General features: G+C 49.4%; 30 protein-coding genes. 11 read left to right on the top strand and 19 right to left on the bottom strand.

Going from position 1 to position 23,859, the window contains the following annotated elements; genetic code table 11:
- The first annotated feature begins 335 nt into the window (after nt 1-335).
- The gene (gene dapB / locus CRO57_RS14990; protein WP_244580110.1) at nt 336-1,172 is read left to right on the top strand and encodes a 4-hydroxy-tetrahydrodipicolinate reductase; all 837 of its coding nucleotides are present in this window, start codon (nt 336-338) and stop codon (nt 1,170-1,172) included.
- A gap of 164 nt (nt 1,173-1,336) precedes the next feature.
- Nucleotides 1,337-1,957 (top strand): 2,3-bisphosphoglycerate-dependent phosphoglycerate mutase, encoded by a 621-nt coding sequence (locus CRO57_RS14985; RefSeq protein ID WP_097154282.1) that lies wholly within the window; start codon nt 1,337-1,339, stop codon nt 1,955-1,957.
- Nucleotides 1,958-2,099: 142 nt separating this feature from the next.
- Here CRO57_RS14985 and CRO57_RS14980 read toward each other — a convergent pair whose 3' ends face one another.
- Both CRO57_RS14980 and CRO57_RS14975 read right to left on the bottom strand, forming a co-directional pair.
- Nucleotides 2,100-2,945: a methylated-DNA--[protein]-cysteine S-methyltransferase gene (locus tag CRO57_RS14980; RefSeq protein ID WP_097154485.1), complete on the bottom strand. Its 846-nt coding sequence runs from the start codon at nt 2,943-2,945 to the stop codon at nt 2,100-2,102.
- A gap of 171 nt (nt 2,946-3,116) precedes the next feature.
- Nucleotides 3,117-3,623 (bottom strand): DUF2244 domain-containing protein, encoded by a 507-nt coding sequence (locus CRO57_RS14975; RefSeq protein ID WP_244580109.1) that lies wholly within the window; start codon nt 3,621-3,623, stop codon nt 3,117-3,119.
- A 270-nt stretch (nt 3,624-3,893) separates the two neighbouring features.
- Between CRO57_RS14975 and nth the strand changes: the two genes are divergently transcribed.
- Nucleotides 3,894-4,673, top strand: a complete 780-nt coding sequence (nth, locus tag CRO57_RS14970; protein WP_097154281.1) for an endonuclease III — start codon at nt 3,894-3,896, stop codon at nt 4,671-4,673.
- A 59-nt stretch (nt 4,674-4,732) separates the two neighbouring features.
- Here nth and CRO57_RS14965 read toward each other — a convergent pair whose 3' ends face one another.
- Complete coding sequence (locus CRO57_RS14965) at nt 4,733-5,467, bottom strand: DNA alkylation repair protein (RefSeq protein WP_170956119.1); 735 nt, start codon at nt 5,465-5,467, stop codon at nt 4,733-4,735.
- 79 nt (nt 5,468-5,546) lie between these two features.
- Complete coding sequence (locus tag CRO57_RS14960; protein ID WP_097154279.1) at nt 5,547-5,969, bottom strand: VOC family protein; 423 nt, start codon at nt 5,967-5,969, stop codon at nt 5,547-5,549.
- 40 nt (nt 5,970-6,009) lie between these two features.
- On the opposite strand from CRO57_RS14960, the gene CRO57_RS14955 reads away from it, so the two are divergent.
- On the top strand, nt 6,010-6,663 hold the full coding sequence (locus CRO57_RS14955; RefSeq protein ID WP_244580108.1) for a TetR/AcrR family transcriptional regulator: 654 nt from the start codon (nt 6,010-6,012) through the stop codon (nt 6,661-6,663).
- 204 nt (nt 6,664-6,867) lie between these two features.
- On the opposite strand, the gene CRO57_RS14950 is transcribed toward CRO57_RS14955, so the two are convergent.
- Nucleotides 6,868-7,554, bottom strand: a complete 687-nt coding sequence (locus tag CRO57_RS14950) for a sulfate transporter family protein (RefSeq protein ID WP_097154277.1) — start codon at nt 7,552-7,554, stop codon at nt 6,868-6,870.
- Between the two features lie 194 nt (nt 7,555-7,748).
- On the opposite strand from CRO57_RS14950, the gene CRO57_RS14945 reads away from it, so the two are divergent.
- Nucleotides 7,749-8,747 carry an adenosine kinase gene (locus CRO57_RS14945; protein WP_097154276.1) on the top strand — a complete coding sequence of 333 codons (999 nt, stop codon included), beginning with the start codon at nt 7,749-7,751 and terminating at the stop codon, nt 8,745-8,747.
- A gap of 88 nt (nt 8,748-8,835) precedes the next feature.
- Here CRO57_RS14945 and coaA read toward each other — a convergent pair whose 3' ends face one another.
- The 7 genes from coaA to hisB all read right to left on the bottom strand — a co-directional run bounded on the left by coaA (nt 8,836) and on the right by hisB (nt 13,663).
- Nucleotides 8,836-9,789: a type I pantothenate kinase gene (coaA, locus tag CRO57_RS14940; protein WP_097154275.1), complete on the bottom strand. Its 954-nt coding sequence runs from the start codon at nt 9,787-9,789 to the stop codon at nt 8,836-8,838.
- 99 nt (nt 9,790-9,888) lie between these two features.
- Nucleotides 9,889-10,212: a phosphoribosyl-ATP diphosphatase gene (locus CRO57_RS14935; protein WP_097154274.1), complete on the bottom strand. Its 324-nt coding sequence runs from the start codon at nt 10,210-10,212 to the stop codon at nt 9,889-9,891.
- A gap of 35 nt (nt 10,213-10,247) precedes the next feature.
- The gene (hisF, locus tag CRO57_RS14930; protein WP_097154273.1) at nt 10,248-11,030 is read right to left on the bottom strand and encodes an imidazole glycerol phosphate synthase subunit HisF; all 783 of its coding nucleotides are present in this window, start codon (nt 11,028-11,030) and stop codon (nt 10,248-10,250) included.
- Complete coding sequence (gene hisA, locus CRO57_RS14925; protein ID WP_097154272.1) at nt 11,023-11,781, bottom strand: 1-(5-phosphoribosyl)-5-[(5-phosphoribosylamino)methylideneamino]imidazole-4-carboxamide isomerase; 759 nt, start codon at nt 11,779-11,781, stop codon at nt 11,023-11,025. Before hisA ends, hisF begins: the two co-directional genes overlap by 8 nt.
- The gene (hisH, locus tag CRO57_RS14920; protein WP_097154271.1) at nt 11,778-12,431 is read right to left on the bottom strand and encodes an imidazole glycerol phosphate synthase subunit HisH; all 654 of its coding nucleotides are present in this window, start codon (nt 12,429-12,431) and stop codon (nt 11,778-11,780) included. Before hisH ends, hisA begins: the two co-directional genes overlap by 4 nt.
- Nucleotides 12,432-12,959, bottom strand: a complete 528-nt coding sequence (locus CRO57_RS14915; RefSeq protein ID WP_097154270.1) for a DUF2628 domain-containing protein — start codon at nt 12,957-12,959, stop codon at nt 12,432-12,434.
- A gap of 110 nt (nt 12,960-13,069) precedes the next feature.
- A complete protein-coding gene (hisB, locus tag CRO57_RS14910) occupies nt 13,070-13,663 on the bottom strand; it encodes an imidazoleglycerol-phosphate dehydratase HisB (RefSeq protein ID WP_097154269.1) in 594 nt (197 codons plus the stop codon).
- Here hisB and CRO57_RS14905 point away from each other — a divergent pair.
- From CRO57_RS14905 to hslU, 4 genes are all read left to right on the top strand, one after another.
- Nucleotides 13,662-13,883, top strand: a complete 222-nt coding sequence (locus CRO57_RS14905) for a hypothetical protein (RefSeq protein WP_097154268.1) — start codon at nt 13,662-13,664, stop codon at nt 13,881-13,883. The two genes, hisB and CRO57_RS14905, sit on opposite strands and share 2 nt — an antisense overlap.
- 96 nt (nt 13,884-13,979) lie before the next feature.
- Nucleotides 13,980-14,552 (top strand): ATP-dependent protease subunit HslV, encoded by a 573-nt coding sequence (gene hslV, locus CRO57_RS14900; protein ID WP_097154267.1) that lies wholly within the window; start codon nt 13,980-13,982, stop codon nt 14,550-14,552.
- Entirely contained in the window at nt 14,539-15,639 is a 1,101-nt protein-coding gene (locus CRO57_RS14895; protein ID WP_097154266.1) for a hypothetical protein, read from the top strand. The genes hslV and CRO57_RS14895 overlap by 14 nt, the downstream gene beginning before the upstream one ends.
- 15 nt (nt 15,640-15,654) lie before the next feature.
- Nucleotides 15,655-16,959, top strand: a complete 1,305-nt coding sequence (gene hslU / locus CRO57_RS14890; RefSeq protein WP_097154265.1) for an ATP-dependent protease ATPase subunit HslU — start codon at nt 15,655-15,657, stop codon at nt 16,957-16,959.
- A 57-nt stretch (nt 16,960-17,016) separates the two neighbouring features.
- Here hslU and CRO57_RS14885 read toward each other — a convergent pair whose 3' ends face one another.
- The 4 genes from CRO57_RS14885 to CRO57_RS14870 form a co-directional block, all read right to left on the bottom strand.
- The gene (locus CRO57_RS14885; protein ID WP_097154264.1) at nt 17,017-17,385 is read right to left on the bottom strand and encodes a helix-turn-helix domain-containing protein; all 369 of its coding nucleotides are present in this window, start codon (nt 17,383-17,385) and stop codon (nt 17,017-17,019) included.
- Nucleotides 17,382-18,029: a Smr/MutS family protein gene (locus CRO57_RS14880; RefSeq protein ID WP_097154263.1), complete on the bottom strand. Its 648-nt coding sequence runs from the start codon at nt 18,027-18,029 to the stop codon at nt 17,382-17,384. Before CRO57_RS14880 ends, CRO57_RS14885 begins: the two co-directional genes overlap by 4 nt.
- Entirely contained in the window at nt 18,026-19,105 is a 1,080-nt protein-coding gene (mltA, locus tag CRO57_RS14875; protein ID WP_097154262.1) for a murein transglycosylase A, read from the bottom strand. The genes CRO57_RS14880 and mltA overlap by 4 nt, the downstream gene beginning before the upstream one ends.
- A 107-nt stretch (nt 19,106-19,212) precedes the next feature.
- The gene (locus CRO57_RS14870; protein WP_097154261.1) at nt 19,213-19,941 is read right to left on the bottom strand and encodes a Tim44/TimA family putative adaptor protein; all 729 of its coding nucleotides are present in this window, start codon (nt 19,939-19,941) and stop codon (nt 19,213-19,215) included.
- A gap of 153 nt (nt 19,942-20,094) precedes the next feature.
- On the opposite strand from CRO57_RS14870, the gene CRO57_RS14865 reads away from it, so the two are divergent.
- A complete protein-coding gene (locus tag CRO57_RS14865; protein ID WP_097154260.1) occupies nt 20,095-20,688 on the top strand; it encodes an FxsA family protein in 594 nt (197 codons plus the stop codon).
- A 183-nt stretch (nt 20,689-20,871) separates the two neighbouring features.
- Nucleotides 20,872-21,369, top strand: a complete 498-nt coding sequence (gene secB / locus CRO57_RS14860; protein ID WP_170956118.1) for a protein-export chaperone SecB — start codon at nt 20,872-20,874, stop codon at nt 21,367-21,369.
- A 119-nt stretch (nt 21,370-21,488) separates the two neighbouring features.
- Here secB and dnaQ read toward each other — a convergent pair whose 3' ends face one another.
- From dnaQ to CRO57_RS14845, 3 genes are read right to left on the bottom strand one after another with little or no spacing between them, the layout of a single operon-like run.
- Nucleotides 21,489-22,247 (bottom strand): DNA polymerase III subunit epsilon, encoded by a 759-nt coding sequence (dnaQ, locus tag CRO57_RS14855; protein ID WP_097154258.1) that lies wholly within the window; start codon nt 22,245-22,247, stop codon nt 21,489-21,491.
- Between the two features lie 57 nt (nt 22,248-22,304).
- Nucleotides 22,305-22,898, bottom strand: a complete 594-nt coding sequence (gene coaE, locus CRO57_RS14850) for a dephospho-CoA kinase (protein WP_097154257.1) — start codon at nt 22,896-22,898, stop codon at nt 22,305-22,307.
- A 44-nt stretch (nt 22,899-22,942) separates the two neighbouring features.
- Entirely contained in the window at nt 22,943-23,806 is an 864-nt protein-coding gene (locus tag CRO57_RS14845) for a shikimate dehydrogenase (RefSeq protein ID WP_097154256.1), read from the bottom strand.
- Nucleotides 23,807-23,859 lie beyond the last annotated feature (53 nt).

Raw genomic sequence — 23,859 nt, 5'->3', positions numbered from 1 at the left:
AATCTTTATTAATTTAAGAGAGTCGAACGAAAAAGAATCTCAATTTTCTAAAGAATTGGAATGGGAATCTAGAGTCAAACGGAAACGTTGCTTATTGTGCCTGTGAGTCTAACTCCATTAGGAGCGAGTCTAGCGGTCAAGCGCAGTGCTTGAAGTATTTACGATTGGTTAATTCTGATAGAATTTAGCATGATATAACCTTCAACCAGAATTTTTCGGACCAGAACATCGATTGTCGCATCACAAGACCCTTGTCTGCCGTGCCAAACCTGCTAAGAACAGGCTGGATTTTGCGCAATTCCATGCGCACATGCTCGAAGGCAGGATTTAGGAACATGGTGACAGCAAGCTCTGTTGGAACATCCGGGATGGGTCTGGTCGTTATGGGAGCAGAGGGTCGCATGGGTCGTGCCTTGATTGCTGCCATAACAGAATCTGCTGGTGTAAGGGTTGCTGGCGCAGTCGAGCGAACCGGATCTGCAAGTCTTGGTATGGATGCCGGTACACTTGCCGGATTACAACCTTTGGACGTTCAGGTTACTGATGATCTTGAGGCCGCCCTGTCGGTCGCTGATGGTCTGATTGATTTCACAGCACCAACTGCAAGCCTGCAGTTTGCAGAAGTCGCCGCCCGCCTTGGCAAGGTACATATCATTGGCACTACCGGCTTTGATGCCGAGGAAGAAGCCCAATTGCCAAATCTGGCCGCCCAAGGAGCCGTTATTGTCAAATCCGGCAACATGAGCCTTGGTGTCAACCTTCTTGGTAAACTGGTTGAGCAAGCCGCTCGCTCACTTGATGCCGACTTTGATATCGAAGTGGTCGAAATGCATCACAGACACAAGGTAGATGCACCATCTGGTACAGCCTTGTTGCTGGGGGAAGCTGCAGCTCTTGGTCGAAACATTGATTTGCGAGCCAATGCCGTCATGTCTCGTGAGGGTATCACCGGAGCCCGCGAGCGCGGCTCGATCGGCTTTGCAACCTTGCGCGGTGGCTCCGTGATCGGCGAGCACACGGTTATTCTGGCCGGTGAGGGTGAGCGCATTGAACTGACTCACAAGGCACAGGATCGCAGCGTCTTTGCGCGTGGCGCCGTAAAAGCAGCCCTTTGGGCCAAGGATAAGCCGGTTGGCTATTATTCCATGATGGATGTGTTGGGACTGTCATAAGGGTGTCTGGCAAAGCCCTGGATGATCGTTAGAGCGCGTTCCCGAAAAGTTAAGGCATTTTTCGGATAAGAGCTCGCTTCAAAATAAAGAGCTAAAGCCTTTCAAATGTTTTCGATGAAAATGAGAAAGGCTTTAACATATATCGCAATTGAGGAGCGAATGAAATGGAACGGACCCTTGTCTTGGTGCGTCATGGTCAGAGTGAATGGAATCTGAAAAACCTGTTCACTGGCTGGAAAGATCCTGATCTGACAGAAAAGGGTGTGTCTGAAGCGATTGCTGCGGGCAACAAACTCAACGAGATGGGCATGAAGTTCGATGTTGCCTTCACGTCCGAGCTGACCCGTGCCCAGCGCACCTGTCAGATGATTTTGGATGGCGTTGGGCAATCCGACCTGACCACTATTCGCGATCTGGCGCTGAATGAGCGTGATTATGGCGATCTGGCTGGCCTGAACAAGGATGATGCACGCAAGAAATGGGGCGAAGAGCAGGTTCATATCTGGCGCCGCTCTTACGATATTCCCCCTCCAGGCGGTGAAAGCCTGAAAGACACCGCAGCGCGTACCCTGCCATACTTCATCACTGATATTCTGCCACGCGTCATGGCTGGTCAGAATGTACTGGTAGCTGCTCATGGAAACAGTTTGCGTTCGCTGGTAATGGTCCTGGATCGCCTGAGCAGGGAAGAAATCCTGAACGTCAATATCGCAACTGGTGTTCCGACCGTTTACAAGCTGAATGTAGATACAACCATTGCATCCAAGGAAATCATTGATCTGTAAGGTTGAATTTTTGGACAATCAAAAGCCCCGCAACAAACCTGTTGCGGGGCTTTTTTGTAGCTTAAAACACTTCTCACAATCGTTGAATCGTGAGTAGTGCTTCAACTTTTCGGATAAGAACTCGCTCTAAACAGCTTGGTGTTCAGGCATCGATGGGTAGATGGCCTTTTTCCCATCCCAGCATGGCCTGTTTACGGGTCAGGCCCCAATGATAACCACAAAGCTTACCGCTTTTTGCCATCACGCGATGGCAAGGCACGACGAAAGAGATCGGGTTTCTGCCCACCGCTGCGCCTACTGCTCGTGATGCCGTTGGTTTACCCAAATGTTCGGCGATAGCAGAATAGCTGGTCGCATGACCCATTGGGATCTTCAGCAATGTCTCCCATACACGCACTTCAAAATCTGTCCCAATCAATGTGATCCTTAAGGGCTGATCCTGCTGCCAGCTATTCATGTCAAAAGCACGGGTGGCATAAGGTAATGTTGCAGCCTGATCCCGTTCATAGCGCGCCTTTGGCCAACGGCTGGTCATATCCTGCAGCGCTTCCTGCTCCTTGCCAGCATCACAAAAGGCCATTCCGGCCAAACCACCTTGATCCGTGATCATCACAAGCGCCTGACCAAAGGGGCATGAATGAAGACCGTAACGAATGATCAGCCCTTCTCCCTTGGCTTTATAGACGCCCGGCGTTATGGCTTCATGGGTGACAAACAGATCATGCAGACGTGACGGACCGGATAGCCCAACTTCAAAAGCTGTTTCCATGATGGAAGCAGATTGATCCAGCAAGTGTTTGGCATGGTCCAAGGTTACTGCCTGAATGAAACCTTTTGGCGACAAACCACCTGTCCAGCGTGTGAACAATCTTTGCATATGACTTTGGCTCAGCCCAATATGATCAGCCAGATCATCAAGGCTTGGTTGCGCACGCCAGTTCATGGTCAGATATTCAATGGAGCGGCGGATCAGATCATAATCTGCCATAGTGTTTTCACTTGTGCCTTGCCCGATCGGGCTCTCATAATCATTGGCCAATGCCGGTTCCATGATCGGCCTCCTCTGCAAAAACGAACTGGTGTCATTCTAGGAGAGCTCACAAATGCTCGCCACCCGAAACTTGCTCGAACCACGACAAGAAATTTGCGCTATTCAATTTCACGATGGCATTGGCGGCTGTTTGACCAACAACAAAGCTGCCTGCAGCGCTCGAGCGAGACTTTCGCGGTCTGGCGCGTTGAGAAATGGTCCAATCTCCAGGCTCTTGCCGTGAGAGATCAGGCATAACCGTGTCATGCCTTCCTCATCTTGTTCCTCGGTGATCAAGCGAGCCCAATAGGGATTGCACTGAAAGGATACTTCTTTGCCCTTTACAGGCATTTTGGTCAGGATCAGACTCTCACGGGTCAGCAATATCCGCTCTCGGGTCCGTGCATCGCGATAATTGATCCGAAATGCCCAATAGAGAGCCAGAAGATCCAGTCCGGCGAAACCAATGACAGGCCATGCACCAAGTGACCAGAAGTAGAGAGAAACTCCTAGCAGAACCACAAAGACAAAGATCATCAGGATCAAGAAACCTTTGGTCCCCAACGAACGATGGGGATGGAGGATAGCATGAAAGTAGATCTTTTCATTTTCTGGTTGCTTACTGGTTTCTGACAAAACACTTTCCAGTCTTTGTGCCTCATTCCACCATTATAGGTGAATTTTACGTGTTTTCCCATATCAAACTGGATCACGAAAATGTCGAAAGGCCCTGCCTATTGGGCTTTAAGGCATTTTGGCGATGATTGGCTTGTGCGCATTGCTTTGGTTCCTTGTTTCACGCCAGTCCCTATCCGAAAAGTACTTCAACTTTTCGGGGACGCGCTGTAAGACAAGAGGCGGGATGAGACCCACCAGTCATGATAGCCAGAAAGCCGGACCGATCTGATGAGCAAAAGTGCAAAGCCAGAATCATCAAAACCGAAAAAAGTGACACGACGTCGCTGGTCGCGATTGAAAAAAGCTGAGATTGTTGATCTTTTTGAACGCTTTTCCAAACAGCGCCCCGATCCACGTGGTGAATTGGATTATAGCAACGCCTATACCTTGCTGGTCGCAGTCGTGCTGTCAGCTCAAGCCACCGACGTAGGCGTGAACAAGGCTACAGGTCCGCTTTTCGCCATTGCTGATACACCGGAAAAAATGGTGGCCTTAGGCGAAGAAAAGGTCCGTGACTATATCAAAACCATTGGTCTTTATCGAAACAAGGCCAAGAATGTCATTCTGCTCAGCCAAAAGCTGATTGATGAATATTGTTCGGAAGTGCCAGCAGATCGGGATGCTTTGGTCGGCCTTCCCGGTGTTGGTCGCAAAACAGCCAATGTGGTTCTGAATATCTTCTTCGGCCAATCCACCATTGCGGTGGATACGCATATTTTCCGTCTGTCCAATCGAGTTGGACTAGCGCCGGGCAAGAATGTCGATGATGTGGAACTGGCTCTGGACAAGATCATCCCGAAGGAGTTCAAGCGCCATTCCCATCATTGGTTGATCCTGCACGGGCGCTATGTCTGCAAGGCACGTAAACCGGACTGCAAAAAATGTATCATCGCTGACCTTTGCACATTCAAGGACAAGACCTATAGCGTTCCTGCACCGATCGTAGAACTGGATTCATATGAAAACCAACAGGGGCAACCAGACAATACCGGTGAATTTACCGGCTAAACAATAGTCTGCAATTGTCGGATATCGCCAAAATCCGAAATTTGGCCGGCGATAAAAGGCTACTTTCGTAATGTCCGTGTTCCATGTTTCAAAATCCATTGGGTATATGGGTGATCGATGGTCGACCAATCCTTGACCAGCTCACCAATCCGTTCCGGATGGTCCTTGGAAACATCATTAATGAGGTTGGCCACAGATTTGCGAACATATCTTGACGGATCCGTCTTCAACGGCTCTACCAGATCGAGCATGGGTTCGGGATCTTCAATGAAGATGGGAAGATGTTTGGCCCATGGTAGACGTGGGCGTCCCCCTTCAACGGCCAGTCGACGGACATGCGCATTTTCCGAGCCAGCCCAGTTCTTCATAAAATCAAGTGCCTTTTCCGGATCGAGCTCGATATATGGCCTGACAGCATATTCCGAGGTGTTTCGTTTGGTGATCTCGGCGCATAAATCCATCGAAATATCAAAGTAATCTGTACCGAACTCCTCAACGAGCCGTGCCACCGGCATGAGCCAATACCCCTTGGAGAACATCCCTTCTTCCGTTTCGAGAGTCGGTCCTAGCGATTTGTGCAATATTTGTGAAGTTTTTTTGTAATCACGAGGCATATGAACACGCAAAGCTTGCGCCATTACAAAAACACGGTCTTTGAGTTCAAGACCATCGATTCCCTTTTCGACCATATCTGCATATTCTTCGATATTCAGCGCTTCGAAATGAGGTTTGATCGCAGTCGCAATTTTAAAAGCACAATCCCTATCAAACCAATATTTTAGTTTTTTTGCCATTTTGCTCATCCAACTTTCAAAACCGCCCGGTCATCTTGGCTCCGGAGCATATCCGGTAACCAAGATAATCTCTTCTCAATCATGCAGGCACACCATCGGCATACTGCTTCAAAAATTCCTCACTTGGCGGGATAATCTTAATAACATCAATCAGAACACCATTTGGATCGGACGTTATGAAATGTCGCTGTCCGAATGCCTCGTCTTTAATCGGCAGATGTATGACAAGGCCGTTTTGCTGTGCGCGTCGATATTCAGCATCCACATCATCAACCTCGAAATTTAAAAGAAGACCACTGACCTTCCCTCGTGCCGGTTTCGGGATCGTTTCATGGTCACCTTGCAGAATAGCGATATTCACTTTCTCATCTTCCACAGACTGCAAGTGAACATACCAGTCACTCTCGAAGCTCGGTACGAATCTGAAGTGTGTTTGATAGAAAGCAGCCGTTTCTGCCACTTTGTCGGTCATAATCACAGGATAGAATTGCGTGCATTTCATGGGTTTATCTCCATAATGATTTAACATACAGTCTGTATGCATGTTTTCTATTAACAAACAGGCTGTATGTATGCAAGTAAAAAATGAACGCAAATCAAATGCTGCAAGAGCCGAAGACACCCAACACGCACTCGTTACGGCTGCAAGGCGGCTTTTTGCTGAAAAAGGGTATCCGGCAACAAGTACACCAGACATCGTTAGCGAGGCCGGTGTAACACGTGGAGCATTGTATCATCACTACAAAGATAAAGCGGAGTTGTTTCGCACCGTTCTATGCAAGGAACTAACTGCTATTGCTGAAGAAATTGAAGCAAGGACATCGACCGACATGGAACCAATGGAAGCTCTGTTCGCTGGTTCTGATGCCTATTTCGATGCGATCTCAGCACCAGGGAGAGCCAAGATGCTGCTCATTGATGGACCTGCTGCATTGGGGTTCGAAGAGATACGAGCTCTTGGGTTGGAAACTGGTGGCGAGGAGCTTCGACAGGGTCTCGACCATCTTTTCGGTGATACCAATCCGAATATTGATATCACGATACTTTCTGATTTGTTCGCAGCAATGTTTGACCGCGGTGCTCTTGCCATCTCAATGGGTGAAAATAGCGATCAGTACAAATATCATACAAAACTGATCTTCAGCCTTCTCTCCAACCTGGTTCACACATCACATGAAAACAAAGCTATCGATTAAACAAGTGTCCAACCGATAGCATGGGGGAAAAGTCACTCGACCGTTCAAAATTTGTAAGCAGGAAAATGGCAATCCTTGATTTCCCTGCTTACCCTTACAATGCAAATCTACCCGATCGCTCAGCCGCAGCCCCATCCATGCGATGAATTTACGGCCCAATATCCGTGACTTGCAAAATTCCAGACCATTGTTCTGGAGAATAGCCTATTCAATATTGGTAGGGGTCGATCCGGACAGTTTTTTATGAACATGCACCATGAATGCTGTTGCAAAAAGTGGTGTCAGCAGGTTCAGGATCGGCACTGCAATGAAACATGCAATTACCAGGCCGCAGAGGAAAATCTTTGCGCCATGGCGCTTGCGCAATGCTTTGACATCCTCTGGATTGCGGAACCGAAGAGCAGCTTGTTCAAAATATTCCCGCCCCAAAAGATAGCCGTTGGCTGGGAAGAAAATAATGAAGCCAAGTCCAAGCAAGGGAACCATCAGCAAGACAAGCAAGTTGACGCCGATGACCACACCCAGAAAACGAAGAGCTTGCGCTACAGCTTCAGCAACTGGCAAATCCCGACCCGGTTCCTCGCGAGGATAATGCGTGGTCTCTACAACACGGGAGACATCGTCCAGAAAGAGTGACGCAACAACCGCCGAAACCGGGACAATAAGGAACCATAAGCCAAAAACCACCCCAAGGCCGGCCAGAATGGAGGCAACTGTTTCCGCCCATCCGGGCAAAACATCCTCCATTGAGAGCAAATGCGAAAGGCCCGCCTGACTACCTGCCCAAATAAGAGCAAGCAGGAGAAGCGTGATACCGAGGCTTTTCCAAAGGACAGATCGAAAAGGTTGGCTGAAACTTTGACTGAATGCCAGATAGGCAGACGAAATCATGGGCGAGGGCCCCTTTTTTGATGGGTCAGAACAGATTTTGCGAATTTTCTCTTCACATAAGGCCGGGATTGGCGTTGTGCAAGACAAAAGCTCATAAAAGACGTTGCGCTGGATAGTTTGATGCCTATACTGCGCCGCAACTTAAATAGCTTGCCCGGTTAAGAGGCAGGCTATGTCTTTTTGCGGAGAAATGAATGAGCGCTCCACGCTTTGATATCCTTGGCATCGGCAACGCAATTGTCGATGTATTGTCCAAAACAGAAGATGATTTTCTGGTCAAAGAAGGTTTGCATAAAGGATCGATGAATCTGATCGATACAGAGCGGGCAAATTATCTTTATTCCAAGATGGGCCCTGCTATCGAAGCGTCTGGCGGCAGTGCGGGCAATACCATTTTTGGCATTGCGTCTCTTGGCGGTCATCCTGCTTATTTCGGTAAGGTAGCGGACGATCAGTTGGGTCAGATCTTCACTCATGACATGCGCTCCCTTGGCGCTCATTTTGAGACCAGCCCATTGGTTGATGCAGCTCCAACCGCACGCTCCATGATCCTGATCACTCCAGACGGTGAGCGCACGATGAACACCTATCTTGGAGCCTGTGTTGAGCTGTCCGAAGATGATATTGACGAAGAAGTCGTGGCCAATTCCGGTATCACCTATATGGAAGGCTATTTGTGGGACAAGGAAAACGCCAAGAATGCGTTCCGTAAGGCTGCTCGCATCGCGCATGAAGCAGGACACAAGGTTTCCATTTCCCTTTCCGATAGCTTCTGTGTTGATCGCTTCCGCTCGGAGTTTCTTGAGTTGATCCAGACAGGTCAGGTTGACATCGTTTTTGCAAATGAGCCGGAGATCAAAAGTCTGTATCAGACTTCGGATCGCGTTACCGCCATCAATGCAATTCGCCGCGATGCAAAGCTTGCAGCTATTACCCTTGGTGAAGAGGGCTCGCTAGCCGTTACTGCTGAAGAGACGCACCATGTGAATGCTCACGAGATTCGTGAGTTGGTCGATACCACCGGTGCAGGCGATCTTTATGCTTCCGGCTTCCTGTTCGGCCTTGCCAATGATTTGGACCTTGAAAAATGTGCACTTCTCGGTGGCTATAGCGCCGCAGAAGTGATCCAACATATCGGCCCACGCCCGGCTATCAATCTGGCGCAAGGTGCGCAGCAGGTTGGCTTGCTATAAACGCGATGGTGATTTGAGATTAAAAAGGCGGCTCCAGGAGCCGCCTTTTTAATTTTACATGTTGCTTAAACTTTTTGCAGAACGCACTTTAAAGCTTTCTCAGCATCACCGTTTTGATCTCATGTGCCGCGTTTTTACGCAGAACCAGATCTGCCCTTGGTCGGGTTGGGAAGATATTCTCACGCAAGTTGATCAGATTGATCGAGGTCCAAAGATCATTGGCGATGGTTCTGGCTTCATCTTCTTCGATCATGGAATAGCGATGGAAATAGGAACCGGGATCGCGGAAGGCGGTTTCGCGCAGGCGCATGAAACGCTCAATATACCAGCGATGCAGGATATCTTCTTCAGCATCGATATAGACCGAAAAATCGAAGAAATCCGAAACGAACGGAATTTCCTTGCCGTCTTTGGGCAGCATGCCTGTTTGCAAGACGTTCAGGCCTTCCAGAATGAGGATATCAGGCTGATCGATGGTCACCCCTTCATCCTGCATCACATCATAATAGAAATGGCTGTAAATCGGAGCACGGACATGACGCTTGCCTGCCTTGATATCGGTGAGGAATTGCAGCAGGGTCGCGCGATCATAGCTTTCCGGGAAGCCCTTTCGCCGCATCAAACCTTCCGCTTCCAAGACTGCATTGGGATAGAGAAAACCGTCGGTCGTTACCAAATCCACTTTCGGACTGGCTGGCCAGCGGGACAGGAGTGCCTGCAGCAAACGTGCCGTTGTGGATTTGCCTACCGAGACCGAGCCTGCGACCCCAATGATGAAAGGAGTTTTCGGCTCGTTGGTACCTAGAAAGCGTTGCGTGGCGCGATTAAGGCCTTTGGAAAATTCCACATAGAAACTCAGAAGGCGAGAGAGTGGCAGATAAATCTCTTCCACCTCAGCCAGAGACAATGGATCATTCAAGCTCTGGAGGCGCTCCAGATCTTCCTTTTCCAAGGTCATGGGCGTATCAGCACGCAAAGTGGCCCATTCTTCCTTGGTAAAGGCACGGTATGGAGACAATTGCCTGACTGCCTGCTGTTCCATTCCTTCCCCCTTGATCCTATCCGCCGCAGCTTAAGCCACTTTGCATTTGCGCGCTTGATTGATCTCAAAGTCAGACGCACAAAGTTCTTGCGATTGGCTTCAATCTGCCGGGCGGGAGGCCTTCTCCTGCAAACCGGTCTGGCCAGTACGGCGTGCCAGTTCATCCATTACGTCATTGAGGGAAACATCGCTCATTTTCAAGACAACAAGCAAATGATACAACAAGTCCGCAGTCTCTGTCGTTACCTCGGCCTTGTCATCTTGCATGGCTGCGATAACGGTTTCAACTGCTTCTTCTCCCAGTTTTTGCGCACATTTGCCAATGCCCTTACCCATCAATTTGCGGGTATAGGACATTTCATCTTCGCTATTGGCGCGCTGCGCAATAATGGACTCCAGATCACTCAGCGTGAAGTTCGACATTCGCAGTATCCCTTATAGGTTGACGATCTATCAGGTTATCGTGTTGCGTCCATGCGCATGGGAATGCCCGCATCCACCATATGCTGTTTGGCTTCGCCGATGGAAAATTCACCAAAATGGAAGATCGAGGCAGCCAACACAGCCGTTGCATGACCATCACGCACACCTTCCACCAGATGATCCAGAGTTCCAACACCACCAGAGGCAATCACAGGGACCGAGATCATATCGGCGATCTTGCGTGTCAGATCGATGTCAAAACCGATTTTGGTGCCATCGCGATCCATGGAAGTCAGCAGAATTTCACCTGCGCCGAGATCCACCACTTCCTGGGCATATTCAATGGCATCAATTCCGGTTGGTGTGCGACCACCATGGGTGAAAATTTCCCACTTTGGTGCTTCATCTTCGCTCGATACACGTTTGGCATCAACAGAGGCCACGATACATTGCGAGCCGAATTTTTCGGCTGCCTCGCGAATAAACTCACGGCGTGTCACGGCAGCGGTATTGATGGAAACCTTGTCAGCCCCAGCTTTCAAGAGATCACGGATGTTATCCGTGGTTCTTACGCCGCCACCGACGGTTACCGGCATGAAGCATTCTTCTGCCGTGCGACGTACGACATCGAAAATGGTATCGCGATTTTCGTGACTTGCAGTGATATCGAGGAAACAGAGCTCATCAGCACCGGCAGCGTCATAGGCTTTGGCGCATTCCACCGGATCGCCTGCATCTTTCAGGTCGACAAAATTGACGCCCTTGACCACGCGGCCATCTTTGACATCCAGACAAGGGATAACGCGGGCTTTAAGCATTTACAGCACCCTTTTTGACTTTCTGAGTCTGCTTGCTGATTGCAATGGCTTCATCCGGATCCAGACGGCCATCATAGAGCGCACGGCCGGAAATAGCACCTTCCAGAATGGCGCAATCCTCTTCAGCCAGACGTTTGACATCGTCAATAGAGGCCAAGCCACCAGACGCAATCACGGGGATGGAGACCGCACGAGCCAGTTCCAACGTGCTTTCGATATTCAGGCCAGTCAGGATGCCATCACGATCAATGTCTGTATAGATGATGGCTGCAACGCCAGCATCTTCAAACTGTTTGGCAAGATCAATGACGGAAAGCTCCGAGGTTTCCGCCCAGCCTTCAACCGCCACCTTGCCGCCTTTGGCGTCGATACCCACAGCAATGCGACCCGGGAACTTTTTACAAGCTTCCTTGACCAGTTCAGGATCACGCACGGCAACGGTTCCAAGAATGACGCGCTTGATGCCTTTATCCAGCCAATGCTGAATGCCATCCAGATCACGAATACCGCCGCCGAGCTGCACCGGATTGATGGTATTGGCAAGGATTGCTTCCACGGCTGCAGTATTTTCTGACTTACCCGCAAAAGCACCATTCAAGTCAACAACATGCAACCATTCAAAGCCCTGATCCTGGAACTGTCTGGCCTGATCGCCTGGATCGGTATTGAAGACCGTTGCCTGATCCATATCCCCCAACTTGAGGCGAACACATTGGCCATCCTTGAGATCAATTGCTGGAAAAAGAATCATGATGGGATCCATTTCAAAAAGTTGGAAATCAGGGCCAGGCCCAGTTTTTGGCTTTTTTCCGGGTGGAACTGAGTTCCAATGATATTGTCGCGACCAACCATCGCGGTCACTGTCTGCCCATAATCGCAAGTCGCCAGAATCTGGCTTGGATCCTGAGGCAGAAAATGGAAGGAATGCACAAAATAGGCATGCAAGCCATCTGCGCCGGTTGGAATGCCCTCCCAGACCGGGTGTTCATTGGTCTGGGTAATCGTGTTCCAGCCCATATGCGGGATTTTCAGGCTGCTATCCTGCGGCTCCATGGCAACCACATCGCCAGAAATCCAATCAAGACCATCAGTAGAGCCATGCTCCAGGCCATGACTTGCCAACAATTGCATGCCAACGCAGATGCCGAAGAAAGGTTTGCCTTGCTTTAGAACGGTTTCGCTCAGCGCCTCGGTCATGCCATCAACCGCTGCCAAACCAGAGCGACAATCAGCAAAGGCTCCAACGCCTGGCAGCACCACATGGTGCGCCTTGATAACATCGTCGGGGTCAGAAGTTACCTTTACATCGGCATTGAGGCCAATCATGTCGGCCGCCCGCTCAAATGCCTTGGCGGCCGAGCAAAGATTGCCCGAACCATAGTCAATGATTGCGATGCTCATTTAAGCATTCTCCGAGGTGGGAAAGAGCCCGATCACAGGCTGGTCCTGGTCTTTTTGTGTTGGCATCACAGAAGGTGTCTTCGGCTCTTGCCAAGGCAGGAGATTGGGATTGTTTGGATCGCCCGACCCGTCAGATCCGGTCGACATGAGGTCTGCCGGGTGAGTACGCGCGTGAATATAGCGGGCTTCGCAATGTTCGAGATTATCCGCATAGATAAGGCCAACTTCCTCATAACCGCGACGCTTCAGAGCCCAGCCCATCAGGTTCGGTGCTTCGGCAGCTATCCATATGGCAATGATCAAAGATACCAACATTGATGTCCAAAGCGGTATCAAGCCGTCGAGTAACGCAAGGCCCACAGAGACAAGAATATAGGCAAGCAAAGGCAGCCACAGACGCTTGATCAGCATCCATATGGCTGGAACCAGAAAGATCAAATAGGAAAAACGATGAGCGACCATGACAGCCTCATCAATCGTCTGTTCCAGAGGCTGGTTGGGTTTCTCGTAAATACTGAAGGCTGGCATGACCCTTCCTTCCTGACATATATCGAACTGTTTTTCTGACTTTTGGTGCTAAAGCACTACTTTATGCGAGCTCTTATCCGAAAAGTGTCTCAACCTCTCGGGAACGTGCTCTAGCCGTTCAAGGTTCCCTTGGTTGAAGGAACACGATCGGCCTGACGCGGATCCAATTCTACCGCCTGACGTAAAGCACGAGCAACAGCTTTGAAGCATGTCTCAGCAATATGGTGATTGTTGGTTCCATAGAGATTGGCAATATGCAGCGTGATGCCTGCATTTTGCGCAAAGGCCTGAAAGAATTCCTGAAACAGCTCCGTATCGAAATCACCAACCTTGTCGCGGGTGAATGTCACGTCCCAAACAAGGAAAGGACGGCCAGAAACATCGACTGCGGCTCGGGTCATGGCTTCGTCCATAGGAAGATGCACATCCGCATAGCGTGTAATGCCCTTTTTATCACCCAAAGCCTGTTTGAAGGCCTGACCCAGCGCAATGCCCACATCTTCGGCGGTATGATGCTGGTCGATATGCAAGTCACCCTTGGCGCGGATTGTCATGTCGATCAGAGAATGGCGGGAAAGCTGGTCAATCATATGATCGAGAAAGCCGATACCGGTTTGGATATCGTAGCTTCCGGTTCCATCCAGATCGATCGAGAGCGCAATGTCGGTCTCGTTGGTTTTGCGTTCAACCTGAGCCTGACGCATGGACTTTCCCCTTGCATTGATGGGTGGTCTTGAAATCTTCAGTCGGGAAAGCAGACCGTTAGCCTATTTCCCTTTGTTAGGGAGTATGTATCAGGCAGGCTTTAACAAATCCATAGGCGAGATTGCGCAAATTTACGCCTTCTGGCCTATTTTCAGCATAAAAGGATGGGAAAGCCTGTTGGATCAGGGCTTGATAAAGCAGGCTGTGATTGAAGTTTGAACCCGGATGCTTACATTGAAGCCAAACGGAAAGCCCAAACAACGGGATTATCTGATCTCGTCAGTGATCTTGTAAAGGGCGGTAAGGAACCAAGTAATGAGCGAGAGACAATCTGCAAACCATGCCTTTCCCGGCTGGCGCGGCACGACTATCGTGACGGTGAGAAAAGGCAACAAGGTTGTTGTTGCAGGTGATGGGCAAGTCAGCCTCGGCCAAACGGTCATCAAGGGTAACGCCCGCAAGGTGCGCCCTCTGGGCAAGGGCAATGTGATTGGTGGTTTTGCCGGTGCGACTGCTGATGCCTTCACACTTTTTGAACGTCTGGAAGCAAAGCTGGAGCAATATCCCGACCAGTTGACCCGTGCCTGTGTCGATATGGCAAAAGACTGGCGAACCGATCGCTATTTGCGTCGTCTGGAAGCCATGATGATTGTGGCAGACAAAGAAACCAGTCTGGTTCTGACCGGTACCGGTGATGTGCTGGAGCCGGAAAATGGCGTGATCGCCATAGGATCCGGTGGCAATTTTGCCTTGGCCGCAGCGCGCGCGCTGATGGATACCGACATGGATGCAGAAGAAATCGCTCGCAAAGCCATGGCAATCGCAGCAGAGATTTGCGTCTATACCAACGATAATCTGACGATGGAAGTTCTGGATGCCAACGCTTGAACGGTTGCAACAAGCCCGTGATCATGGATTGCTGAAAAGCTCCCAGGTTCAGCCGCTTTATGATTTTATAAAAGCAGATCCAGAGGAGATCACGAGCACTCCGGATGCAGAGGAACTGCATTTTATCCGCGGCTTTCATGATATTTTCGTCTCACTAGGCATGATCATCCTGGCTGTTGGTTTTGCAATTGGCGTCTCGGTCCTCTTCAATGGTTCGATTCTCGAAGACCTGATCACCTATGGTGGTTTGATGGGTCTTGCCTGGATTTTAGCTGAATGGCTAACCAAACGCCTGAGGCTGGCTTTGCCATCTCTTTTGCTCGCTCTGGGATTTGCACTCAGTGCCTTTCTGGCCTCGGATGCATTACTCGGGCTCATTCTTGGTGATACCGGTAATGTTCTTCTCGGCAAAGGGCTGTTTTATTGGGAACGGGCAACAATTGACGGATCCAATCTTCATGGTACAGGTCTGATTGCTTTTCTGATTGCCCTTGTTGCCACCTTTGGCTTCTACAAGCGTTTCAAGGTTCCAATCACACCCGCCTTGATGATGATTAGCGGTGTAGGATTGGTGCTTTATCTGATCGGCACGATCAACTTGTCCATTTTGACAAATCACATGATCTTCTGGCTGTTATTGGTTGGTTTTGCCTGCCTTACCATCGCAATGATGTTCGATATTCGAGACCCGAAACGTCAGACCCTGAACAGCGATAAGGCCTTCTGGCTGCATCTGGTGGCTGCTCCAATTCTGGTTCATGCTTGCCTTTCCAGCTTTGCTGACAAAGAAGGTAGCGGTTTTACAAGCCTGATCACCATTTTGCTGGTCGTCGGCCTAGGCCTTCTTGCTTTGATCATTGATCGCCGCGCCATGTTGGCCTCAGCCCTTGGTTATCTTGGATTTGCCATTGGGCAGTTGCTCGATCAGATTGATCTGGACAGCAAAGGCATCGCTGCACTGACCCTTTTGATTGTCGGTCTATTTGTTCTGATGCTTGGTTCCGGCTGGCCACGCCTGCGTGGCCTCGTCATGCGCCTCTTTGCAAACAATTCCTGGGCCAAATATCTGCCGCCTGTTTCAGTTTAGAAAGAAGATACCTCTATGACCAACTTCTCACCTCGTGAAATTGTTTCCGAGCTGGACCGCTTCATTATCGGTCAGGCCGATGCCAAACGGGCGGTGGCCATTGCCTTGCGCAATCGCTGGAGACGTCAGCAACTTGATGATGATCTGAAAGAAGAAGTGCTGCCGAAAAACATCCTGATGATTGGACCAACCGGCGTCGGTAAAACCGAAATTTCCCGCCGTCTGGCCAAACTGGCCAATGCACCATTCATCAAGATCGAAGCCACCAAATTCACAGAGGTCGGTTATGTCGGGCGCGATGTGGATCAGATTGTGCGTGATCTGATTGAAACAGCTATCGGCCTGGTGCGGGAAACCAAACGCAAGGATGTACGAGCCAAAGCTCATGGCGCCGCAGAAGAGCGGGTATTGGACGCTTTGGTCGGCACCAATGCCTCAGAAGGCACACGGGCATCCTTTCGTAAGAAATTGCGTGAAGGTGATCTTGATGACAAGGAAATCGAGATTGAGCTTCGGGATACTTCTTCCCCCATGTCCAACTTCGATATTCCCGGCATGCCTGGCGGTTCCATGGGTGTGATGAATTTATCCGATATGTTCGGCAAGGCTTTTGGTGGCCGCACCAAAACACGCAAAACCAGCGTGAAAGACAGCTATGAACTTCTGATCACGGAAGAGTCTGACAATTTGTTGGATGAAGATCAGGTAACAACCGAGGCTGTGAGCATGGTAGAGAATAATGGTATCGTCTTTCTGGACGAGATCGACAAGATCTGCGCTCGCGAAGGTCGTGGCGCCGATGTTTCTCGTGAGGGGGTTCAACGGGATCTGCTTCCACTCATTGAGGGCACGACGGTAACGACAAAATATGGTCCGGTAAAGACCGATCATATCCTGTTCATTGCATCCGGCGCCTTCCATGTGGCAAAGCCATCGGACTTGTTGCCGGAACTTCAAGGTCGTTTACCGATCCGTGTTGAATTGTCAGCTCTGACCAAAGAAGATTTCCGCCGCATTCTGTCGGAAACCGAAGCCAGCCTACCCAAGCAATATGTAGCGCTGATGGCCACCGAAGAGGTCTCTTTGAGCTTCAATGATGATGCAATTGAGACTATTGCCGATATCGCCGTTGAGCTGAACAGCTCGGTAGAAAATATCGGAGCACGCCGCTTGCAGACGGTAATGGAGAAGATACTGGAAGATATCTCTTTCCATGCCCCGGACCGTGCTGGTGAGAGTTTGGAAATTACTGGTGATTTCGTACGTGAAAATGTTGGTGAATTGGCCAAAAACACTGATTTGAGCCGTTACATTCTGTAAAGAGATCAGTATATTTTGAAAAATCAAAGCCGCACCGGGTCTTCCAGTGCGGCTTTTTTAGTCTTCTTTGACGGAAGCAGAGCGGATTTGGAAGATCAGATCTTCGAGACTTTTGGACGATAATTGTCCAATACGGTCAGACAGCAGGTTTGTCAGCTCAGTGGCTTTGGGATCCATGCCGGCTGTGTTGATCGTGATATTGGGGTCAGAGACCTCCGCCAACCGTTGTAGCTCTTCTGCTTCGTCCCAGATGATATTGAAAAAAGCGATGATCCGCTGAACCAGAAACCAGGTTGGTTTACCGCGCTTTCCATGCTCCAAGGCCGAAAGATAAGCGCTGGAGACATCCAAAGCCGTCGCCATATCCTTCAATGTGATATTGCGCTCTTTTCGCAATTGGCGCAGCTTGGCTCCAAAAGGTGTCATGGTTTTTTCCCATGCTTGTTGCGGGCTCGCAAACGGATATGCAAAGCACCAGCGCCACCAAGGGAACGATGTGCCTCTTCAAATCCTACGATGACGGAGCGGATATCCGGCTCGGCCAGCCATTTGGGCACCACACGACGCAAAATTCCCTGCGATGGACCATCAGCATAAGGATCGGAACCGCCACGTGTGCCTTTGCCGGTTATTACCAGCACATGTTTGAAACCTTGGGCCTGAGAGGAGCGCAGAAAGCCAAAAAGCGCACTATGAGCCTGAGCCTGGGTCATGCCATGCAGATCAAGGCGCGCCTCAATGCCCAAATGTCCTCGCCGGACCCGTTGTTTCTCACGCCTGTCCAGCGCATGCAGAGGCGGCATATCCTGTTTTCCCAAAGACCGGCCACCTTTGGAGATACCTGCCTGTTTCAAGGCTTTCAAATCCTCTTTGGTTGCACGGGAAACAGGGGTTTGTGAACTTTTGGAGTTCTGAGTTTCAGGACCAGCGGCCAAGCTCTGTGGTCTTTCTATTGCTTCAATCAGGGCCTTAAGCTCCGTTGCACGATCTTCCATGGGTTCCACCGTGTCGGTGACTTTTTTCCATAGATGCAGATCCTTGCGACTCAAAGGGCGTTTCTTACGGCTCATCTGGACCTCTTGGGCAAAAAGAGCGTGAAACGCGCCTGTTGTTTGATACGGCCAGCAAAGCTCCCAGCTTCCGCCCCGGTGCCGATGAACAGATCGCCTCGAGCCTCACCTTGAATGGCGGAGCCGGTATCATGAGCAAAGAAAAGTTGCTTGCAGGGAACCAGAGCATTTTTTCCCTGTGGTAGGCAAGTTTCGATCCAGACGGGAATACCAAAAGTACGACAATTGCGATCAATGGCTAGCGACCGCATGGGCAAAAGGGGAATTTGCGCTGCGGCCAGCGGACCATATTCCAGAGGCAGGTCCTTTTGTTCCTTGAAAAAGATATAGCTGGGATTTTGGCGTAAAAGATCAAGGCTTTCTTGTCCTTGATCGCGCAAATAGGCCACCAGCTTGTCCATGGTGATGGTATCCTTGGTAAAAATACCCGTTTCAATCAATCGTTTGCCTAGAGAACAATAGGGATGACCTGATTTTCCATCAAAAGCCACCCGCATGATCGAACCATCATGCAGGTCAATGCGTGCCGAACCCTGAATATGGATGACGAAGGCATCAACCCAATTCTTGAGCCAGACCAGTTCGAGATCTTGCCCATCCAGTGCTCCGTCCATGACCTCAGAACGGTTCACATGATAGGTGAGACTATTGTCATCCAGTTTGCGGGCGAAAGAAGTCTCGCTGGAAAGATGCGAGATATCCTGATCTTTGGTGACCATGACCAGATCATTTGGGCGTGTATGCAAAGGAACAGGATAGTCAGCGCTTTGCGTGCGAGATCCTTCGAAGCTTGGTTCAAAATAGCCAGTGACAAAGCCTTCTTCATCGAGATTTGCCAACTCGAAGTGATCTTCGAAGAAATTCCGTGCTTGATCGGCCCCCAGTTCCGGGCCCAGCTCAAGAGCTTTTTGAGCACATGCAAGAAGTGCGTCTATATCCACCTCATCACCATGAGATTTTGGCGGATTATCCAAAAGATAGGAAGCCGAAGCATGAAAGGCAGAATAGGCCTTTTGATGATCTTCTCGATGCCAGCCGGGCAGATTATCGAAGCGGATTTGTTTTGCACCGGTCATGCTATCTGCCCATCACTCATTGAAATTCGGATCTGTCGGCATCTTTTATATAAAAAAAGCCAAGCCGGACAATCATTATCCTCTGGCTTGGCTTTTTTTGCGAGATCTTATTGAGCTGCTTCAGTTGCCACCAGCTTCCAGTTTGGATTGCGACTGGAAACGGTGCGGCTGAAGGTCCAAATATCGGTTACTTCTTCGACTGCGTTCGGATCACCTTCAATCACATGGCCGATATCGTCTTTGGTGCATGAAGTGATGGAGGAGATGAAGCGAACGGTGATGTTCGCTTCCTTGCCTGACAACTCAGCTTCCAAAATGGAAGCCTTGTTGATTCCAACAAACGTGAAATCTACCCGATGATCAAGGTTTTCACGCTCATCGATTGCGGCGGTAAAGCCATTGAAGACATCAGCAGCAAGTAGTTTCTTGAGTGTCTTTCTATCCCCTTCGGCAAAGGCTGTGACGACCATCTCATAAGCCATTTTTGCACCTGAGATGAAGCCCTCCGGGTCGAAGCTTTTATCCATTGCCATCAGCTGAACAAGAGCAGAGTTCAAGGCGCTGCCCGCAGGAGCGATTTTTTCCAGCTGTTTTTGCTTCTTCTCTTCTGCTTCGGCCTCAACTTCGGCACGACCAGGAAGGGAGATCACATTGTCCCCCACATCATCCGCCGTTGGAGCACGAGATGGATCCTGACCATCGTCTCGATTTTGTTGATCCCGGTAATACTGATCCTGCGGTGGCTCTTCATGTCCGGTTCGTGTGCCCAGTATATTGCGCAAGCGCATGAACAGGACAACGGCAATAACCAGGAATATTAGGGAGACGGGATCCATTATAATGAGCCTTTTTGATCAAGAATGTTGAGAGAAACCCCTGCAAGTTTCATCTTTTCTCTCTATATGTAGGGAAAGGATCGGTTCAAATCCAGAATCGAGTGTCCTTCGTGGTAAAAAAACACAGACTTTTGAAGAAAGCAAAACCCCATTATGCAAAGATCCATCTTCCCCTTTGTTCCTTTTCTGCTTTTGATCGTCCCGATTTTGGAAATCGGGGTGTTCATTCTGATTGGCGGACAAATCGGGGTTGCCTTCACCTTGTTGGGTATCGTGTTGACCGCTTTGATCGGCTCCATTTTGCTACGCAAGCAAGGTTTGGCTTTGCTTGGGCAAGTCCAAAGTGAATTCAATCAGGGCAAGGTTCCAGGCAAAGCTTTGGCACATGGCGTTATGCTGTTGGTAGCTGGTTTGCTTCTTCTAACCCCTGGTTTTGTAACCGATAGCTTGGGCTTTCTGCTATTTGTGCCCCCAGTTCGGGACGGCATCTGGTCTTTCTTTGCTTCTCGTATGACCGTGCAAAGCTTTGGCGCAGGTGGCAGCGGCTTTGAGCAAAAGTCTGGCGCGCAATTTTATCATTCGGAGCAATATTACGAATATCAGAACCAGAATGCCCGTGATGATCGTTCATCCGATCCGTCCATCATTGATCTGGATGACGCCGATTTCGACGAGGTTTCCAACAAACCAGGACTGCGCTCACCCGATGGCTCTTCCCCTTGGTCAGATTCGAACAAGAAAGAGTAGCATTTTCACGACCTGATCCACCTTCTGACAAGAAAGCTGGGTAAAGATGCCAAAAGCCGGGCAGGCTTGAGCCTCACGCTTGTCTCCCTTGCCCTGACATGCTAGGCCGCTAACAGAGTTGTGGGTCTTATTCGATGCATGTGGCCCGAAAATGAACGTATTTAAAATCAGGATATGACTTCCATGAGCGACGCACAAGACAACGGCGCAAGCCAAGGCCAGGAAATTCAAATGCCAAACCTGCGCATTCTGGCGCAGTACATCAAGGATCTTTCCTTCGAGAACCCAAATGCACCGGATTCTTTGCGTCCACGCGAAAATGCACCTGAGATCAACATTCAGATCAACGTGAATGCCGCTCCTCTGTCCGAGTCCGAGTTTGAAGCAGAGCTGACCCTGAATGCTACCGCTCAAGACGGTGAGACCACCCTGTTCAACGTTGAGCTATTGTTTGCTGGCGTCTTCGCTATCGAGAATGTCCCACAGGATCAGCTGCATCCGTTTGTCATGATCGAATGCCCACGCATGTTATTCCCATTTGCTCGTCAGGTTATTTCTGATGCCACCATGCGCGGTGGTTTCCCTCCGCTCAATGTCGATCCAATCGACTTCGCTGCTCTTTATCGTCAGCGCATGATGGAACTGGCAGCTCAAGAGCAGGAAAACCAGACCCAGCAGTAAGAGCTGGATTCTCTTTCGAAACAAATTTCGTTTTGAAAGTAAAATATCAAAAAGGCCAGTTGATCGTTTCAGCTGGCTTTTTTATTTCTATTGCAATGGGTGCGTAACAATCCTTGAACTTATTGGCTTGTTTCGCTTTCCGACTCCGCAATCATCTCAGATTTTTCCATATATTGCAGCCAGAGGCTCTCGACTTTTCCTTCACTGATAAACTTCTCATGCAGGGTGATATCAACTTCGGTCAGGCGTGAAGTGAGAGATATTGGACGTTGTTTCGCTGGCGCTCTTTTCAGACTGACGGTTCCGTCTTCGGCAATGGTTTGACCAAGATCTGCTTCTTCCGAGAGAATAAGGGATGTTTGCCTACCACCAATCAGTTCCAGATAGACATCTGCCAGGATCTCGCTATCGAGCAACGCGCCATGGAGTGTACGCTTGGCATTGTCGATACCAAATCGATTGCAGAGTGCATCGAGGCTATTGGGGCCGGTGGGGAATTTCTGTCTTGCCAACACAAGGCTATCAATCACGAGATCATTATTGATCAAAGGGAAACCCGCTTCTTTGAGTTCCCAATTGAGAAATTTGACATCAAAGCCTGCATTATGCGCGATCAGGGGAGTGCCGGCGATGAAGTCATGGAAATCTTGAGCAACTTCGGCAAATTTGGGTTTATCCGACAGAAACTCTTCCGATAGACCATGAACCTTGAAGGCCTCTTCAGGCATATCGCGCTCGGGATTGATATAGACGTGAAAATTGTTACCGGATGGGAGATGATTAATCAGCTCCACGCATCCGATCTCGACCACACGATCCCCTTTGAAAGGGTCAAGACCGGTCGTCTCGGTATCGAATGCAATTTCACGAAGCGCCATTTTTTCCAATCCTTATAACAATTACGATCTCGATTCGCTTATGAAACAAGACTTCATTCAGTCTTTCTTGTTGTGTTTCAACTCTTCCACAATCCGGGCGACTTGCTCTTTAGCTTCGATCATACCGTTTCCGGTTTCAATTACATAGTCCGCCCGTTTGCGCTTCTCTGCATCTGGCATTTGTCGTGCTTTAATTGCCTCAAACTTTTCCACGCTCATACCGGGCCGTGCAAGCACTCTTTCCCGCTGAATATCTTCCGGTGCTGATACCACAACTATAACGTCACAGCGAGCCGTTGCATTTGTTTCAAACAATAGTGGAATATCCAGTACAACGCATTCGGCACCGTCTTTCACTGCACGCTCAAAAAATGTCTGCTCTTCTTCATGAACCAGCGGATGAATGATGGATTCCAGCTTTTTCATCGCTGCATCATCATTCAGAACCACTTTGGCAAGAGCATGCCTATTCACACCATCTTGATTTGTGGTACCGGGGAAAGTTGCTTCAATAAGCGGAGCTGCTTTCCCCTTATAAAGCCGGTGAACCGACGCATCAGCATCATGCAAGGGGCATCCGAGCTCGACAAACATTTGCCCGGTTGTCGATTTGCCCATGCCAATGGAGCCAGTCAGGCCAATTTTGATCATTTAAATTCCTCTCCAAAGGCATTCGTGTTTATTGCTTCGTGTAACTAAGCGCTCAAAACCAGTTTACGAAGATGATCGGTGACTTCCGGACGGCTGCCAAACCATCGTTCAAAGCCCGGGACCGCCTGATGCAGCAGCATTCCCAAGCCATCAACAATAGGATTGCCTTGTTTTTCGGCTTGCAGAAGCAAATCTGTCTTGAGCGGGCTATAGACAATATCTGTAACCAGTGCGTCTTCAGATAGGGTTTTGAGATCTATTTCCAATTCTGGTTGGCCGGTCATACCCAAGGCTGTCGTATTCACCAATAGAGAACGGTCAGAAAGAACATTGCTTCGTTCTTTCCAGTCAATGGCGTAAACCTGACCCTCAAATCCCAAATCGTTGAAGAGATCCACAATGGCATCGCTGCGTGCTTTGGTACGATTGGTAACGGCAATCTGGAAGCCTCGCTCCAGCAATCCATCTATGATAGGACGGCTTGCTCCACCTGCACCAAGGATCAAAGCTTTTTTGATCGGATCATTTTGATCCCAGTTCGGTTTGTTTTGATCAATATTGGCTAAAAAACCATAACCGTCTGTATTATCAGCATGGATCTTTCCGTCTTCAATCCAGAGTGTATTGGCGGCTTTAAGACGTTTTGCGGTTGGATGGATCACATCCACATGTTCCAGAACAGTTTCCTTATGGGGGATAGTAATATTCCCTCCGAGATAGCCATCTTGTGCAAAGCCCGTTATAAAATTCTTCAAATCATGGGGATCGACTGAAATTTTCTCATATTTTCCAGATAGTTGCTTCGATGTTAGCCAATGGTTGTGAATTATTGGGGATTTTGAATGAGATATTGGAAAACCTATTACGAAAGCTTTCTTCGGCTCGGTGCCATTCTTTTGTTCTGACATCAAAATGATCCGGTATTTTGTCTTCACGCTATTCCTGATCTTTCGATCAGGGT

It is taken from the genome of Cohaesibacter gelatinilyticus, assembly GCF_900215605.1.
Taxonomy (GTDB): domain Bacteria; phylum Pseudomonadota; class Alphaproteobacteria; order Rhizobiales; family Cohaesibacteraceae; genus Cohaesibacter; species Cohaesibacter gelatinilyticus.
The sequence above is the reverse complement of the archived record's forward strand: the minus strand, read 5'-3'. Positions and strand labels throughout refer to the sequence as shown.

Coding starts and splice junctions, on each gene's coding strand:
- dapB (WP_244580110.1), top strand. CDS start 336: ATGGTGACAGCAAGCTCTGTTGGAACATCCGGGATGGGTCTGGTCGTT.
- CRO57_RS14985 (WP_097154282.1), top strand. CDS start 1,337: ATGGAACGGACCCTTGTCTTGGTGCGTCATGGTCAGAGTGAATGGAAT.
- CRO57_RS14980 (WP_097154485.1), bottom strand. CDS start 2,945: ATGGCAGATTATGATCTGATCCGCCGCTCCATTGAATATCTGACCATG.
- nth (WP_097154281.1), top strand. CDS start 3,894: ATGAGCAAAAGTGCAAAGCCAGAATCATCAAAACCGAAAAAAGTGACA.
- CRO57_RS14965 (WP_170956119.1), bottom strand. CDS start 5,467: ATGGCAAAAAAACTAAAATATTGGTTTGATAGGGATTGTGCTTTTAAA.
- CRO57_RS14960 (WP_097154279.1), bottom strand. CDS start 5,969: ATGAAATGCACGCAATTCTATCCTGTGATTATGACCGACAAAGTGGCA.
- CRO57_RS14955 (WP_244580108.1), top strand. CDS start 6,010: ATGTTTTCTATTAACAAACAGGCTGTATGTATGCAAGTAAAAAATGAA.
- CRO57_RS14950 (WP_097154277.1), bottom strand. CDS start 7,554: ATGATTTCGTCTGCCTATCTGGCATTCAGTCAAAGTTTCAGCCAACCT.
- CRO57_RS14945 (WP_097154276.1), top strand. CDS start 7,749: ATGAGCGCTCCACGCTTTGATATCCTTGGCATCGGCAACGCAATTGTC.
- coaA (WP_097154275.1), bottom strand. CDS start 9,789: ATGGAACAGCAGGCAGTCAGGCAATTGTCTCCATACCGTGCCTTTACC.
- CRO57_RS14935 (WP_097154274.1), bottom strand. CDS start 10,212: ATGTCGAACTTCACGCTGAGTGATCTGGAGTCCATTATTGCGCAGCGC.
- hisF (WP_097154273.1), bottom strand. CDS start 11,030: ATGCTTAAAGCCCGCGTTATCCCTTGTCTGGATGTCAAAGATGGCCGC.
- hisA (WP_097154272.1), bottom strand. CDS start 11,781: ATGATTCTTTTTCCAGCAATTGATCTCAAGGATGGCCAATGTGTTCGC.
- hisH (WP_097154271.1), bottom strand. CDS start 12,431: ATGAGCATCGCAATCATTGACTATGGTTCGGGCAATCTTTGCTCGGCC.
- CRO57_RS14915 (WP_097154270.1), bottom strand. CDS start 12,959: ATGCCAGCCTTCAGTATTTACGAGAAACCCAACCAGCCTCTGGAACAG.
- CRO57_RS14905 (WP_097154268.1), top strand. CDS start 13,662: ATGGACTTTCCCCTTGCATTGATGGGTGGTCTTGAAATCTTCAGTCGG.
- hisB (WP_097154269.1), bottom strand. CDS start 13,663: ATGCGTCAGGCTCAGGTTGAACGCAAAACCAACGAGACCGACATTGCG.
- hslV (WP_097154267.1), top strand. CDS start 13,980: ATGAGCGAGAGACAATCTGCAAACCATGCCTTTCCCGGCTGGCGCGGC.
- CRO57_RS14895 (WP_097154266.1), top strand. CDS start 14,539: ATGCCAACGCTTGAACGGTTGCAACAAGCCCGTGATCATGGATTGCTG.
- hslU (WP_097154265.1), top strand. CDS start 15,655: ATGACCAACTTCTCACCTCGTGAAATTGTTTCCGAGCTGGACCGCTTC.
- CRO57_RS14885 (WP_097154264.1), bottom strand. CDS start 17,385: ATGACACCTTTTGGAGCCAAGCTGCGCCAATTGCGAAAAGAGCGCAAT.
- CRO57_RS14880 (WP_097154263.1), bottom strand. CDS start 18,029: ATGAGCCGTAAGAAACGCCCTTTGAGTCGCAAGGATCTGCATCTATGG.
- mltA (WP_097154262.1), bottom strand. CDS start 19,105: ATGACCGGTGCAAAACAAATCCGCTTCGATAATCTGCCCGGCTGGCAT.
- CRO57_RS14870 (WP_097154261.1), bottom strand. CDS start 19,941: ATGGATCCCGTCTCCCTAATATTCCTGGTTATTGCCGTTGTCCTGTTC.
- CRO57_RS14865 (WP_097154260.1), top strand. CDS start 20,095: ATGCAAAGATCCATCTTCCCCTTTGTTCCTTTTCTGCTTTTGATCGTC.
- secB (WP_170956118.1), top strand. CDS start 20,872: ATGAGCGACGCACAAGACAACGGCGCAAGCCAAGGCCAGGAAATTCAA.
- dnaQ (WP_097154258.1), bottom strand. CDS start 22,247: ATGGCGCTTCGTGAAATTGCATTCGATACCGAGACGACCGGTCTTGAC.
- coaE (WP_097154257.1), bottom strand. CDS start 22,898: ATGATCAAAATTGGCCTGACTGGCTCCATTGGCATGGGCAAATCGACA.
- CRO57_RS14845 (WP_097154256.1), bottom strand. CDS start 23,806: ATGTCAGAACAAAAGAATGGCACCGAGCCGAAGAAAGCTTTCGTAATA.